The 14,729-nt window shown below is 70.7% G+C and carries 12 protein-coding genes; 3 read left to right on the top strand and 9 right to left on the bottom strand.

Translation table 11 applies throughout. The annotated features are described in order from the left end of the window. Positions 1-60: 60 nt before the first annotated feature. The 5 genes from JLI01S_RS05330 to JLI01S_RS05310 all read right to left on the bottom strand — a co-directional run bounded on the left by JLI01S_RS05330 (position 61) and on the right by JLI01S_RS05310 (position 7,916). Positions 61-2,136 carry an acyltransferase family protein gene (locus JLI01S_RS05330; RefSeq protein ID WP_068261153.1) on the bottom strand — a complete coding sequence of 692 codons (2,076 nt, stop codon included), beginning with the start codon at positions 2,134-2,136 and terminating at the stop codon, positions 61-63. Between the two features lie 119 nt (positions 2,137-2,255). Next, positions 2,256-4,112: a glycosyltransferase gene (locus JLI01S_RS05325; protein ID WP_068261149.1), complete on the bottom strand. Its 1,857-nt coding sequence runs from the start codon at positions 4,110-4,112 to the stop codon at positions 2,256-2,258. After that, on the bottom strand, positions 4,109-4,483 hold the full coding sequence (locus JLI01S_RS05320; protein WP_068261147.1) for a hypothetical protein: 375 nt from the start codon (positions 4,481-4,483) through the stop codon (positions 4,109-4,111). Before JLI01S_RS05320 ends, JLI01S_RS05325 begins: the two co-directional genes overlap by 4 nt. An 80-nt stretch (positions 4,484-4,563) precedes the next feature. Further along, a complete protein-coding gene (locus JLI01S_RS05315) occupies positions 4,564-5,382 on the bottom strand; it encodes a CDP-alcohol phosphatidyltransferase family protein (protein WP_068261145.1) in 819 nt (272 codons plus the stop codon). Next, a complete protein-coding gene (locus tag JLI01S_RS05310) occupies positions 5,379-7,916 on the bottom strand; it encodes a glycosyltransferase (protein WP_157074837.1) in 2,538 nt (845 codons plus the stop codon). The genes JLI01S_RS05315 and JLI01S_RS05310 overlap by 4 nt, the downstream gene beginning before the upstream one ends. Positions 7,917-8,118: 202 nt before the next feature. On the opposite strand from JLI01S_RS05310, the gene JLI01S_RS05305 reads away from it, so the two are divergent. The 3 genes from JLI01S_RS05305 to JLI01S_RS05295 all read left to right on the top strand — a co-directional run bounded on the left by JLI01S_RS05305 (position 8,119) and on the right by JLI01S_RS05295 (position 11,202). Further along, complete coding sequence (locus JLI01S_RS05305; RefSeq protein ID WP_068261139.1) at positions 8,119-9,018, top strand: ABC transporter permease; 900 nt, start codon at positions 8,119-8,121, stop codon at positions 9,016-9,018. Continuing rightward, complete coding sequence (locus tag JLI01S_RS17700) at positions 9,011-10,792, top strand: ATP-binding cassette domain-containing protein (RefSeq protein ID WP_157074836.1); 1,782 nt, start codon at positions 9,011-9,013, stop codon at positions 10,790-10,792. Before JLI01S_RS05305 ends, JLI01S_RS17700 begins: the two co-directional genes overlap by 8 nt. Positions 10,793-11,004: 212 nt before the next feature. Next, positions 11,005-11,202, top strand: coding sequence for a DUF3073 domain-containing protein (locus JLI01S_RS05295; protein WP_068261135.1), 198 nt, complete (start codon positions 11,005-11,007; stop codon positions 11,200-11,202). Positions 11,203-11,209: 7 nt separating this feature from the next. On the opposite strand, the gene JLI01S_RS05290 is transcribed toward JLI01S_RS05295, so the two are convergent. The 4 genes from JLI01S_RS05290 to JLI01S_RS05275 are packed head-to-tail and all read right to left on the bottom strand — an operon-like array spanning position 11,210 to position 14,723. Next, on the bottom strand, positions 11,210-11,797 hold the full coding sequence (locus JLI01S_RS05290) for a helix-turn-helix transcriptional regulator (protein ID WP_068261132.1): 588 nt from the start codon (positions 11,795-11,797) through the stop codon (positions 11,210-11,212). A gap of 20 nt (positions 11,798-11,817) precedes the next feature. Beyond that, complete coding sequence (gene purM, locus JLI01S_RS05285) at positions 11,818-12,933, bottom strand: phosphoribosylformylglycinamidine cyclo-ligase (RefSeq protein WP_068261126.1); 1,116 nt, start codon at positions 12,931-12,933, stop codon at positions 11,818-11,820. Next, positions 12,930-14,456 carry an amidophosphoribosyltransferase gene (gene purF, locus JLI01S_RS05280; RefSeq protein WP_068261123.1) on the bottom strand — a complete coding sequence of 509 codons (1,527 nt, stop codon included), beginning with the start codon at positions 14,454-14,456 and terminating at the stop codon, positions 12,930-12,932. Before purF ends, purM begins: the two co-directional genes overlap by 4 nt. A 33-nt stretch (positions 14,457-14,489) precedes the next feature. Continuing rightward, complete coding sequence (locus JLI01S_RS05275) at positions 14,490-14,723, bottom strand: hypothetical protein (protein WP_068261122.1); 234 nt, start codon at positions 14,721-14,723, stop codon at positions 14,490-14,492. Between the last annotated feature and the right edge of the window lie 6 nt (positions 14,724-14,729).

Raw genomic sequence — 14,729 nt, 5'->3', positions numbered from 1 at the left:
CGCGACGAGGAGGGCCCGCGTGATCGATCGCGCGGGCCGTCCCCGTCACCACCGGGCGGCCTATCGGTTGACGGCCGCCTCGATCTCCTTGGCCATGTACGGTGCCATCGTCTCGACATAGGTCGCGCTCAGGTGCGACTTGTCGAAGTACGTGATGACGCCACCGTTGGCACCGCGGCACACGGTCGGCTCGCAAACCAAGTCGTCCAGGTCGAGAGAGGTGATCCGGGGATCGTCCACGGCCTTGACTGCCGCCACGATGGGGTCCTCGACGATCCATTCCTTCCTCGGGGCGGAGCACTTGTCCTGGTCATCGGGGTTCTCGGCCAAGCAGTCGGGGACGTTGACCCCGGGGTAGGACGGGTCCTTGATCGCCAGGACATTGGTGTCCGACTTCGCCCACGTGCGCAGGTACCGCTCGTACCCGGCCCTGCCCTCCGCCGCGCTGGTGCCCCTCGTCGCGCTGTGCAGGGGCAGCCGGTTGGACATGATGACGAGGTCGAACCGGTTGCCGGACGTCTGCTTCTGGGCCCACTGACCGTAGGCGTGGCAGTTGTCCACCTTGGCCTTGGTCTCGTAGGTCTGAGGAGCGTCGATCACGGCACAGGCAGACACCAGGTAGGTGGTGATCGTCCAGCCGTTCTTCTTTGCGAGGATCTCCAGAGCCGGCAGCCAGTGGCCGGCGTGGGAGTTGCCCACCAGGGCGACCTTCTTCGGACCATCGCCGTAGGTGCAGGTCTTGCGACCGGTGAACGGCGAGTTGGTCCAGCACTTGTCGGCGTAGGCGGCGGACCTGTCCTCCTTCGCCAGCTCGGGTGACGGGACGAGCTCCGCCTCCGGCACCGCCGGACACGTCTTCGCACCCTTCGCCAGCGTGCCCGCGCCCAAGCAGGGGTTGCCGCCGCTGGTCGCGGCCTCGAGCTCCTTGGCCGCCTGGTCGGTCCGGTACTGGGCCTCGGCGATCTGGGCACTGCCCAGCACGCTGAGGAGGACCATGCCGACGACGGCGACGCGGTAGCTGTGGCGAAGGGGGGCGCCCGGCTTCGGCTGACGGAAGCGGTCCTCGATGAAGGTCTTGCTCAGCCCGGCGAGGACCAGGGTGACGACGAGGATGGCCGACTTGTCGAGGATGCCGAGGCTGCCGCCACTCACGAAGGGCACGAGGATGATGAGCGGCCAGTGCCACAGGTAGACGGAGTAGGAGACGTCACCGAGCCACTGGACCGGCCGGAACCGGAAGATCGCGAGCGGTGACAGCGGGTGGTCAGAGCCCGCGAGGATGACCGCGGCCGTCCCCATCACGGGCAGCAGCGCCGTGTAGCCGGGGAAGGGGGTCGCCCCCGTGTACGTGAAGCCGGTGATGACGACGGCGGCCAGACCGAGCCAGGCGACGGGCGCGGCTGCGGCCTTGAAGCGGCTCGCGGCGATCGTGCCGAAGGTCGCCACGAGACCGCCGGCGGCCAGCTCCCACATGCGTGTGGGGGTGATGAAGTAGGCGGTCGATGGCGAGCTGGCCGTGGCGTACACCGAGTAGGCGAGGGAGACGACGACCATCGCGAGGATGACGCCACGGGCCAGCGACAGGCCGTTGCGGTGGTAGCGACGAGCGATGAAGAAGGCCGCGAACATCAGGAGCGGCCAGATGAGGTAGAACTGCTCCTCGATCGACAGCGACCAGTAGTGCTGCACGGGGCTGGGCGCGTTGTCCTCGGCGAGGTAGTCGACCGCGGAGGTGGCCAGTCGCCAGTTCTGCACGTAGAGGGCCGAGGCGATGATCTCCTTGGCGGTCCCCATCCACTGCGTGCTCGGGGCGAGCAACCGGGTCCCGACCGCCGTCACCGCGAGGACGGTGAGCGCTGCGGGCAGGAGACGGCGGATGCGGCGGGCCCAGAACTGCCCCAGGTCACGCCCGGTCTGCGGAGGGCGCGACAGCAGGTGCGCCGTGATGAGGAAGCCCGAGATGACGAAGAAGACGTCGACGCCGGCGAAACCACCCGTCAGCGCGGTGGGCCACAGGTGGTAGATGACGACGAGCGAGACCGCGACAGCGCGCAACCCCTGGATGTCCTTGCGAAATCCGCGGGAGGACGAGTCCTTGCGGGTCTCGTGGGTCTTCCGGGGGGTCTGCTCTGTCATCAAGTAGGGCCTTCGGGCGATGTGTGCGCGGACCGGCCACACACACACTCGTGCTCGTCCGGTCGCCTGACGGGAGGAAAGCCTAAGCGCTGAGGCGCCAAGTCGATGGATCGTGCCCGTCAGGCGGTCTTGTCCCGCCGCTGGATGCTCAGCGCTCCATGCACGGTGGAGTACGGCAGCCAGCCTTCGCCGCCCGCCCCGTAGTCGAGCCTCAAGTGCCTGATGACGTTGCGTCCGTTGAGTGCGAGGACGATGTCCAGCTGCTTGTTGCCCTCGGGCACCTCACGATGGGCGTCGTCCTGGGTGATCCGCAGGCGCAGCCCCATCCGGAGCGGGCCGCGGGAGAGGACCTCGACGGGGAGGACCACGGGGGCGCCGTGGTGGCGACGACGCACGACGACGTGGGGCGTCATCACCTCGTGGGCTGGGGGCCCACCGGCCTCGGTCCAGGTGAGGTCACCCTCGATCTCCAGGGTCCCGGAGCCGTGGAGCGTCACCGACGAGGCGACGAAGGCGGCACCCCGGAGGTGCAGCCGCTCCGGCTTGGCCTCGAGGGCACGGGAGATGACGCTCTGCCACTGGTCGACGACCGCGCGCTCGCCGAAGCCCTCGCTCGAGGCCCACGCCTGCTCGCTGAGGAACCTGACCAGCTCCTCGTCGCGGCACAGCTGCACGATGCGGGCGGCGGCCGCCTCCTCATCGCCCTCCGTGACGAGGAAGCCGTTGTGCCCGTCCTGGATGAGCGACCTCGGCCCGTAGCGGATGTCGTAGGCGATCGGGGGGCAGCCGCGCCCGAGGCTCTCCATGAGCACCAACGGCTGTCCCTCCTTGCGACTGGTGAGCATCGAGAAGGTCGCGGACTCGAAGGCGCGGGCCGCGTTGCGGGTGTGCCCGTGCAGGGTGATGTGGTCCTGCAGCTGCAGCTCGTCCACGAGTGACTGGAGGTTGGACATCTCCGGCCCACCGCCGTAGATGTCGAGGTGCACCTCGGGCGCCTGCTCGGCGGCCCGCTGGATGACGCGGATCGCCGACTCGACGTTCTTCAGCCGCGTGAGGGCGCACACCATGGCCCCGGTCGACCGCTTGCGCCCCTCGACGGGCGGCGGTTGCGGCAGTCGCTCGCGGGCGTTGGAGATCGCGACGAGGTTGTCGGCGTCGCCGAAGCGGTCGACGAAATCCGCCTTCTGCCCCTCCGTGAGGAAGACCACGCCGTCCCAGCGGGCCGGGTCGTCGAGGATCGGACGGTGCGGCTTGGCGATCGCCCCGACGAAGGGGTCCGCCGCGGCCACGACGTGGCTGCTGTGGAGCACCTTGAGCTTGACGATGTGGGGTTCCTCGAGCTGCGTGAAGATGCCCGCGGCGAAGTTGCTGTCGACGATCATCGCCGTGGTCGCCGTGCCGGCGAGCTCGCGCAGCCAGTCCCGGTAGAAGTCACCGGCACGCGTCCAGGCGCCCACGACTCGGCCGTCCGGCGCGAGCAGGGAGAGGCGTCGCCTGACGACGTCACCGGCGGTGTCGACGGGCGCCTCGTCGACGAGGAAGGGGGTGGCGTCCGCGCGCAGGTACTCGCGTCGGACGATCTTGTCGACACCGGACTGCGTCCACAGGCGGCAGAAGACGCGCCCGTCGTCGTCCTGCTGCTCCTGCGGGAACGAGCCCTCCGGCGCGCTGGGAGCGAGGAGCGTCGCGCCGCGCACCGTCGACCGGTCACCGAGGAGCGCGGAGCGGTAGTAGTGGTAGATGTTGAGGATCTCCAGGCCCTCGAAGGCGTGGCCCGCCGCCTCCAGTGCGGCCAGGACCTCGCCGTAGCCGGGCTTGGGCTCGAAGGTCAGGATGGGCGCCCGCTGGCCCACGTGGGTCTGGTACATCCGGGCGCGCTGGAGACACATGGACGTCATCCCGCCGAACTCGTCGGCGATGCCCCACGTCACCATGAAGGTGCGCTCGGCCCCTCGTGCGTCGTGCACCGCGCTCATCCCCGCACCTGCGTCAGGCTCAGCTTGCGACTTGCCGTCGGGTAGGGCAACCACTCCTGGCCGGCCGAGCTCCAGCCCAGCCGCGTGGCCACGAGCTCGTCACCGAAGGTCACGTCGAGGAAGCCGTCGACGATGTCCGTCCCGTGGGCGAAGCCGTCGAGCCCTCCCGCCGGGATGGTGCAGGTGACGGACCACTGCCCGGGGCCGTCCGGGGTGATGGTCGCCGGGAAGGACAGGCTCTCGCCGCCGCCTCGGGCGTCGAGACGGACCCTCGCGCTGCTGGGCTCTGCGGCCGCTGACCTGACGACCACGACCACGCCCATCTCGCCGTTGCCGCGCAGACTGATCCGATCGAGAAGAATCTCGCTCACAACACACCCTCAGGACGTCGACCGACTGCGGCCGGATCACGGCCAGCAGAGTGTCCGACGCTATCGCACCGCGCGCGGCCTCAGGCGTCGAAGCGCCGCGAGTTGACGATCATCAGCAGGAAGCCGGCGGCCGTGGCCAGGGCCAGGGGCAGCGAGAGCAGCAGCCACCCCGCGAGGACCGTGCCGTCGTCCACGACACCCGCCTCGGCGAGCACGAGACCGATCGTCGCCGCGAGGAGGGTGATGAGCGAGAACTCGATCGCCACGAAGGCGCGGAAGAAGGGAAAGAACCGCAGGACGCTGCGGATGGACCGCAGTCCCGCGGACCGGGCGGCGGTGCTCTCCTGAGACTCGTCCCCCTTCGGCAAACCGGCGTACAGCCGCGCCACGAGGACCAGGTCGCCGAAGGACTTCTTGAGCAGCACCAGGCAGCCGACGAGCGCGCCGATGGTGGTCCATCCTCCGATCGAGGTGGGTCCGCCGTCGACGTGGACGCCGAGCGCGATGGGCAGCGCCGCCTCGGTGACGTAGTGACCGACCCGGTCGAGGTAGACGCCCATCGGCGACGAGGTCCCCCGCCACCGGGCGACCTCCCCGTCGGAGCAGTCGACGAGGATCTGGAACTGCATGATGAGGGCGCAGGCGAAGACCGCCCACCACGACGGGATCATCAGGACCGCAGCGCCAATGATGCCGATGAGGATCATCAGCCACGTGACGCCGTTGGCGGAGATGCCCGTCGGCAGGATCAGGCGGGTGAAGTGCAGGGACATCCGGCGCAGGTAGAGCGTGCCGGCCCAGTGCTCGGAGTTGCGGCGCCCGACGACCGAGGGCGGCTGCGCCACCGCGCGCAGCTCTTCCAGTGTCGGGCGTGCGCCCCGGGTCTTGTGCTCGCTCACGTGTGTCCTGTGCGTCGTGGTCCGTCTGGTGTGCGTGGGCTGTCACCCAGCCCGATCGCGGCCGCGAACTCCTGGAGCGCGGCGGCGTTGTAGGCGTCGACGTCCAGAGTGCTGAAGTCCGGGCGTCGGGCGACAAGATCCATCATGGCACGGGCGACCGCGGCATCGTCCCTGTCGACGACGACGCCGCACCCGGGGGGCAGCACGCCCTCGACCGAGGAGAAGGCGGTCGTCAGGACCGGGGTGGTCAGGGCGAGCGCCTCGAGGATCACCATGGGCAGGCCTTCGTGCTCGCTCGTCAGGACGAAGCAGTCGGCTGCCGCGATGATGGGGAAGGGGTTGGCCACCTGCCCGGTGAGGTGGACCGAGCCCTCGAGACCCAGCTCGGCCACGAGGGCTCGCAGGTCGGCCTCCAGCGGACCAGAGCCCATGATGATGACGGCGACGTCGTGCCCCGCGGCACGCACGGCCGCGGTGGCGCGCACGAGCCGGGCCTGGTTCTTGGTCGGGGTCAGGCGCCCCGCGGTCACGAAGGTCACCGTCGCCTCGTCCCGAAGCGCGGCCACGACCTCATCGGCCAGCCCGAGGTCGTCGAGGGGCACCCCGGCCAGCGATCGCACGCGCTGCACGTCGATGACATTGCGGGCGCTGCGGAACTGCGCGCTGCCCGCGTGGCCGGCCAGGGACTGCTCGTTGACGCGGGACAGGGAGGGCGACACCGAGACCAGCCGGTCGTACCGGCGGTACAGGCTGAAGACCTGCTCGAGGTGGCGAGCTCGCGCGCTCCCCTGCCCGACGGTGCTGGCGACCTCGGCCGCAAGGTCGTTGTGCAGCCACATCGAGTGGGTGCGCACCTCACCCAGCGCGACCCCCCGCGACATCAGGAGCGCCCAGTACGGCGAGTACCCGCCGAAGTCGATGACGTGGTCGAACCTCGTCTGCCCGAAGCAGCGCACCCACTCCTCCCGCAGGAGGCGCACGAGCGGCCCCACCGGCACGGCCGGGTGGTCGGCGCCGAGCCGCTCGAGCAGGTGTCGCAGACCCAGGACCCGCTGGGAACCGTTGGGCGAACCCACGCGGGGCAGGAGACGTACCCGGTCGTCGACAGCCGCCGCGAAGGCGTCGGGGTCGGCGTCGCGGGCCGGTCCCCACGCGACCGACACGTCGGTCCGGTCCAGGTCGATCTGCCCGAGGAGCGCGATGAGGGAGGAGGTGACGCCGTTGCGCTGGAGGGAGCCGCCGTGGACCAGCAGGCGCGGGACCCGGCGCCCGTCCACCGTCCGCTCCTCCAGCCGGACGCTCCGGCCGACCGACGGCGAGGCTCCGCGCCAGACCACGTCGACCACACGCTGGCTGGCGCCCCCGTCGTCGAAGGGGGCGTACCGCGCGGCCCAGTCGCTACGCACGTCGGCTCGCGACCCTCCGGCGGACACGTCCGCCGCCGTCTCCTGCGCCGTCGTGCAGACCCGGCCGGGCAGGTCCCCCGCGGGCAGGTAGAGCGGCCGGGTCCGCTCGTAGAGCTCGCGATCGGGCACGTGGAAGGTGATCGGCAGCCGTGGGTCGACGAGCGCGTCGAAGAGGACGCTGGAGTAGTCGGTGACCAGGTGGTCGATGACCGCCAGGACGTCGTTGACCGGGAGCTCTGCCGGGACGAGGCGCCCCTCGAGGCCGGGCATGGACCGTGCCTGCCCGTGCACCACGGGGTGGGCCTTGACGAGAACCTGCCACCGGTCGCCCAGGCTCGCCTGCAGGAGACCGACGAGCTCGATCAGGTCCTCGGCGTCGAGGCGAGGATCAGCGAAGGCCTCCCCACGCCACGTCGGCGCGACGAGCACGACGCGACGTCGTGGGTCCACGTCGACGCCAGCGACCCTCAGCCGCTCCCGGATGCTCTCGCGCTCGGCCTCGGTGGTGCCGACCTGCACGTCCGTGCGGGGCATGCCCACCTCGAGCACCGACCCGGTCGCGATGCCCTCGAGCCGGTAGGCCTGCCGGTACATCGTGTCGGTCATGTACGGGCCGGTGGAGAGCAGGTGGTCCGCGGCGAGGAAGTTGCGGATGATGTTGGCCGCGCCGAGCGCGCCCCCCGGGACGTCGTAGCCCATCGCCTTGAGCGGGGTCCCGTGCCAGGTGTTGACGTAGGTCTGTCCCGGCCTCTTGCCGAACTCCGCGGGGAAGGTGGAGTTGTTGACCAGGTAGCCGGCCGTGGCGAGGTGGCGGAAGTACCCGGGGGTGCGGTACCCGACGAGCCGCACCCGCGACTCGTCCAGCCCGAGGGCGGACAGGTGCTCGCGCGCCCGCTGCCGCCTCCCTGCGTCGGCGACGACCCACACGTGTCGCAGGTGGGCGAGGTCCGGCGCCGCTACGAGGTGGCGGAAGATCGCCAGCGGGCTGTCGAGCAGCCCGGCCCCGAAGGTCGCCTCGTAGAGCACCGTGTCGCGCTCGACGGGGCGGGCACGCCAGTGGGCGACCCACTCGGAGCGGGGAAGACTGCGGCCGCGGCGCACCAGCTCCATGGCTCGCTGCACCCTCATCGTGTCCACCTCTCGTCCGCAGTCGCGGCTGGCCAGTCTATGAGCGGCCGGCGCGACGGCCGTCGCGCCACCCCGACTCCGGAGGACGGATCGGTATGATCGCTGCCAGTGCGGGGCACCCCCCGACCGCCCCGTGGACGCGGGGGACGACCAATGACAAGGGATCCACTGTGGCTGACGTCGCCGTCAAGGTTCGGAGCCTGTGACTCAGGCAACCGGGCGCCACCCCGTTCCCGCTGAGCTGTCCACCGACGAGGCCCGGGCGCTGGCGCGCCGCCATGGCCTGCGATCGCTCAACGAGCGACCGCCGCTGCCGCAGTACGTGGCCGACCTGTGGCGCCGCCGCCCCTTCCTGTGGACCCTGTCCTCGGCCGAGTCCTACGCCAAGAACGAGGCCAACCACCTCGGTCAGCTCTGGGCAGTGCTCAACCCGGCGATCCTCATCGGGAGCTACTACCTGATCTTCGGTCTGCTGCTGAGCACCCGGGGCGGCATCGACAACTTCATCGGCTTCCTCAGCATCGGCGTCGTGATGTTCGGCTTCACGTCGGCGGTCGTCACCCGGGGAGCCCGAGCGATCACCGGCCGGATCGGCCTCGTGCGCTCGTTGCACTTCCCCCGGGCCATTCTGCCGATGTCGGTGACCCTCACCGAGTTCCTCGCCTCCGTGCCGGCCTTCGCGCTCCTCTTCGTGCTCATGCTCGCCACCGGCGAGCGACCCGACTGGGAGTGGCTGCTCTTCCCGGTCGCGGTCATCCTCCAGGCCGTCGCCCTGCTCGGCCTGGCCTTCATCGCGGCGCGGCTGGTCAACGCCTCCGAGGACATGGCCAACCTCATCCCGGTCGTCATCCGCCTGCTGCGGTACGTCTCGGGCGTGTTCTTCCCCGTGGCCCACTACGTGGAGTCGGCCCCTCAGCTCGTCCAGGCGGTCCTGACGTTGCAGCCCTTCGCCCTCATGCTCACCGTCGTGCGGCAGTCGCTGCTCAACAGCGAGCCCGTGGTGCTCTCCGACTGGCTCATCATGACCGGCTGGGCCGTCGGGCTCGCCGTCGTGGGTCTGGTCGTCTTCTGGCAGGCGGAGACGAGGTACGGCCGTGGCTGACCCCGCACCCACCGGCGAGGCCGACCCGCGGCACGGCACGCCGACCGTCGTCGTCAACCACGTGAGCGTCACCTACCGGGTCCTCGGCGGAGAGCGCCGCGGCAAGGCCGGCAACCGCGGCGAGCAGCGCTCCCTGCGACAGGTGCTGCGCGGCAGCAAGGGCGAACGGACCCGCGAGATCCAAGCGGTCAAGGACGTCAGCTTCGTCGCCGACCACGGCGAGTCCATCGGCATCATCGGCCACAACGGGTCCGGCAAGTCGACGCTGCTGCGGGCGGTCGCCGGGCTCATCCCCCCGTCCGCCGGCTCCCTGTGGGTCTCCGGCGAACCCTCGCTGCTGGGCGTCAACGCCGTGCTCATCCGCAAGCTCAGCGGTGCCCGCAACATCTACATCGGTGCCCAGGCGCTCGGGCTCAGCAAGGCCGAGATCGACGCCAAGTTCGACGACATCGTCGAGTTCTCCGGGATCGGTGACGCCGTCCACCTGCCGATGAGCACCTACTCCTCCGGCATGGGCGCGCGCCTGCGCTTCGCGATCTCGACGGCGGCGACCCCCGACGTGCTGATGATCGACGAGGCGCTGGCCACCGGTGACGCGGCCTTCCGCAAGAAGAGCGCCGAGCGCATCAAGTCGATCCGCGAGGCCGCCGGCACCGTCTTCCTCGTCTCCCACTCCAACTCCAACATCCGCGACATCTGCGACCGGGTGCTGTGGATGGACCACGGCCAGCTCATCATGGACGGTCCCACCGAGGAGGTTCTGCCCGCCTACGAGGCCACCCTGCCCAAGGCCAAGTCGCGCGGCGCCAAGGAGACCGCCCCCCGCGAGGAGGAGGTGCCCGGCACCGTCCGATGGACGGGTAGGAACCGCACCGACGTCGCCCGGGAGATCACCCGCGACGCCTGGGAGCCCGGGGTCGCCGGGTGCCTCGTCGTGAGCGCCCAAGGGGTCGCGACCGGGCGCATGGTCGCCCCGATCGCGGCTCGCATCGGCTGGCCGCTGCTGTGGGTGCGCCCGGGGGCGCTGCCGGCCGCCACGCGTGACGAGCTGGTGCGGCTGGCTCCCGAGCGGGTCGTCGTCGTCGGCGACTCCGACGAGATCGCCGCCGAGACCCACGGCACCATCGCCAAGATCGCCGTCGGAGCGGTCGAGCGGCTGGTCGAGGACGATCTCGCGCGCACCGCGGCCCGCCTCCTCGAGACCTTCCCCCCTGCGGACACCTCGACGGTCTACCTCACCACCGCCACCAACACCGGGCTCGCGCCGGCGATCTCGCTCGAGGCAGCGGCCAGCGGCCGGGCCGTGGTCGTGTGCGACACGAGCGAGGTGCCCGACGAGCTCTGCGCCGCGCTGTCCTCCGTCGGCCCGCGTCGCCTGGTCTTCGTCGGCTACGAGGAGGACTGGCCCGCCCAGGTCGTCGCGCCCTTGGCGCAGGCCACGGGAGCCGACGTCGAGTTCTTCTCCGACGAGGGCCCGATGGCCGTCGTGGCGGGGCTGTGGGACGAGGTGCCGCCCGGCGGCCGGGCGATCGTCTGCGGCCCGTCGGTCCTCGAGCTGCTCACCGCGGCCGCGGCCTCGGGGCACCACGGGTCGCCCGTGCTGCTCACCACGACCGGCCGCCTGCCGGACGTCGTGCGCGAGTCCCTGGAGCGCCTCGCTCCCTCGCAGATCGTGCTCAGCGGCGTCATGGACGCGCTGCCGCCGGAGCTGCGGCGGACGCTCGGCGAGATCGTCACGCCGAGCGGGACGGCGGCGGACGCCGCCCACCCGTGACCACGGCGGAGGCCTGTGCAGCACTGCCCGGGCCGGATCGTGCGGCGGACAGCCCGCCCCGTGGACCGATGGCGCGGAAGTGGTGCCGCTCATGTACCGTTGGCATCACGAGAAACCACACAGATCCGGGTCCGCTCTGGTAGTTCTGCCATTCCCTCGGGAGCGGCGGAGGATCAGCGCCGACCCGCACTAGCGTATGAGGGGGTCACGCCATGGGGCGCGGCCGAGCGAAAGCAAAGCAGACCAAGGTTGCCCGCGAGCTCAAGTACTACTCGCCGGACACCGATCTGCGGGCGCTTGAGTCGGAACTTCACGGTCAGTCCACCAAGCCGGCGGCACGTGCGACGCACGATGACGCACGCGACGCGGACTCGGACGACTACGACGACTGGTCGCCGCCACAGCGGTGACTGCCTCTCAGATCAATCCTTGACGACGGGCCTCGGCGGCGGCAGCCTCGCGGCGCCGCACGCCGAGGCGTCCGTACGTGTGGGACAGGTGTGACTTCACCGCTGACTGGCTGAGGTAGAGACGCTCTGCGATCTCCTGGTTGCGCAGACCGGCTTCCACGAGTCGCAGCACCTCCACCTCACGAGCCGTCAGCGGTGAGGTCGCACGTCGTACCCGCTGGACAAGGGGCCCGGTCACGGGCTGGTCCGGCTCGGCGACATCACCACGAGCCGCCGCCCGGATCGCTGCGCCGATCTGCACCGGCGTGCTCGAGTCGACCACGCACCCGTGGGCGCCTGCGGCGATGATCTCGTCGGTGGAGTCCACGTCGTCGGCGAGCACGATCCAAGCGGCACCGTCGATCCGCTGCGGGTCCCGCAGCACGTCCATCGGACCGTCACCGGCGTCGAGACCACCCACCAGCACCACCACGTCGACCCCCGGGGTCGACGTGACCTCGGTGAGCGTGGCCGCTGGTGTGGTGACCTCCAGGTCCGGCTCGGCGGCCAGGACCGCGACGAGCGCCTGGCGACGCCGCTCGGCGGCATCGGCCACGAGGACCCGGGTGAGGGGTCTCAGGCGTGCTCCCCGACGACCTGCACGGCCCCGCCGTGCACTCCCTTCGCCCCCTGGACGACCTCGATGCCCGCCTGCGGGCTGGTCGTCGCGGCATCAGAGACCTCACCGAGGACCCACGCGTCGATGCCCGCCGCCTTGGAGCGCGCGATCGCGGCGTCGACGGACTCCTGCGGCAGGGCGGCGACGAAGCCGATGCCCATGTTGAGCGTGCGCTCCAGGTCCGCGCGAGGCACGGCGCCGAGCGTGCCGATCAGGGAAAAGATCGGCGGCGGCGTCCACGTGGCGCGGTCGACCCGAGCCAGTGTGCCCTCCGGCAGCACCCGGGCGAGGTTGGCGGCCAGCCCGCCACCCGTGACGTGGCTGAGCGCGTGCACGTCGACGTCATCGGCGCGCACGAGGTCGAGCAGCGCCTTGGTGTAGATGCGGGTCGGCTCGAGGAGCTCCTCGCCGAGGGTGCGGCCGAGCTCGGCGACCTGCCGGTCGAGCTCCCAGCCCGCCGAGGCGATGACCCGGCGCACGAGGGAGTACCCGTTGGAGTGCAGGCCCGAGGAGGCCAGGGCGAGGACGACATCGCCCGCGGCGACCCGGTCGGGGCCCAGGACGTCGTCGCGCTCGACGACGCCGGTGGCCGCGCCCGCGACGTCGTACTCGTCAGGGTCGAGCAGGCCGGGGTGCTCCGCGGTCTCGCCGCCGACGAGCGCCACACCGGCGAGCTCGCAGCCCTTGGCGATGCCGGCGACGATGGCCGCGATCCGCTCGGGCACGACCTTGCCCGTCGCGATGTAGTCGGTCATGAAGAGCGGCTCGGCTCCGCAGACGACGATGTCGTCGACGACCATGCCGACGAGGTCCTGACCAATGGTGTCGTGGCGGTCGAGGGCCTGGGCGATGGCGACCTTGGTCCCGACCCCGTCCGTGGAGGTCGCGAGGACCGGGTGACGCATGCCCTGCAGCGCGGAGGCGTCAAACATCCCGGCGAAGCCACCGAGGCCACCGAGAACCTCGGGACGCGTCGCGCGGCGGACCGACTCCTTCATCAGGTCGACGGCCTTGTCGCCGGCCTCGACATCGACTCCGGCGTCGGCGTAGGTGATCGGGGTCTGCTGGGTCACGGTCGGCGTACCGCCTCTTCGGTCGGGGTGAACTCGAGCTCGAGCAGGGACTTGCCGAGGCGGTCCTCGCTCGGCAGCTCCATCGGGTAGACACCGGAGAAGCATGCGGTGCACAGCTCGTCACGGGACTGGTCGGTCGCGGCGATCATGCCGTCCTCGCTGATGTAGCCGAGGGAGTCCGCGCCCAGGGAGTTGCAGATCTCGTCGACTCCGAGTCCGGTCGCGATGAGCTCCGCCCGGGTGGCGAAGTCGATGCCGAAGAAGCAGGGCCACTTGATCGGCGGGGAGGAGATGCGCACGTGCACCTCGGCCGCCCCGGCCTCGCGCAGCATGCGCACGACAGCCCGCTGGGTGTTGCCGCGCACGATGGAGTCGTCGACGATGATCAGGCGCTTGCCCTTGATCACGTGGTGCAGGGGGTTGAGCTTGAGCCGGATGCCGAGCTGGCGGATGGTCTGGCTCGGCTGGATGAAGGTGCGCCCGACATAGGCATTCTTGACCAGACCCTGGCCGAACGGGATGCCCGACTCCTGCGCATAACCGATCGCCGCGGGGGTCCCGGACTCCGGGGTCGCGATGACGAGGTCGGCCTCGGCCGGGTGCTCGCGGGCGAGGGTGCGGCCCATCTCGACGCGGGCCTCGTGGACCGTGGTGCCGTTGATCGTCGTGTCGGGCCGGGCGAGGTAGACGTACTCGAAGACGCAGCCCTTGCGGGCCGGCTCCGCGAACTGCTGGGTCCGCAGACCGTCCTCGTCGATCGTGACGAGCTCGCCGGGCTCGATCTCACGCACGAAGGAGGCGCCGACGATGTCCAGGGCCGCGGTCTCGGAGGCCACGACCCAGCCACGCTCGAGCCGGCCGATGACCAGAGGGCGCAGGCCCTGGGGGTCACGCGCGGCGTAGAGGGTCTCTTCGTCCATGAAGACGAAGCAGAAGGCGCCCCGCAGCTTGGGCAGCAGGTCCATCGCGGCGTCCTCGAGCGACGTGTCCTCGTCATGCGCGAGGAGCGCGGTGACCAAGGCGGTGTCGGAGGTGTTGCCACGGCGCAGCTCGCCATCGGTGATCCGGCGGATCTTGCCGTCGTCACCGGGGATCTCGTCGCCGTGGCTCTCGACGAGCTCGCGCAGCTCGGCGGAGTTGACGAGGTTGCCGTTGTGGGCGAGCGCCACCGTGCCGGTCGCGTGCCCGCCGAGGGTCGGCTGCGCATTTTCCCAGGTCGACCCACCGGTCGTGGAGTAGCGGCAGTGGCCGACGGCGATGTGCCCACGCAGGGTGGACAGGCTCCGCTCGTCGAAGACCTGGGAGACGAGCCCCATGTCCTTGTAGACGAGGATCTGCCGACCGTTGGATGTCGCGATGCCCGCCGACTCCTGGCCACGGTGCTGCAGCGCGTACAGCCCGTAGTAGGTCAGCTTGGCGACATCCTCACCGGGCGCCCAGACGCCGAAGACGCCGCAGGCGTCTTGAGGTCCCTTTTCGCCCGGCAGCAGGTCATGGGACAGATTTCCGTCTCCGCGTGGCACGAGGACAAGTGTCCCACAGCGCCGGGAGCCCTCCTACTTGCGGTAGGTGAGCAGCGCGACGACGACGGCGCCGACGAGCGCGCCGACCGCCAGGCCGAGCACGCTCATGTAGCCGAGGGCCGCGCCGGGGTCGTAGGTGATGTCGAAGCCCTCGTTGCGGTTGGGCCCGATCCACGAGATGACACCGAAGACGATGAAGCCGATGATCGCCCCGGTCGCGACGAAGGCGAGGGGCTTGGGATTGCTCCGAGGACGCTTGGTACTCACTCCCCC

Source organism: Janibacter limosus NBRC 16128 (genome assembly GCF_001570985.1).
GTDB classification, from domain to species: Bacteria; Actinomycetota; Actinomycetes; order Actinomycetales; family Dermatophilaceae; genus Janibacter; species Janibacter limosus.
The sequence above is the reverse complement of the archived record's forward strand: the minus strand, read 5'-3'. Positions and strand labels throughout refer to the sequence as shown.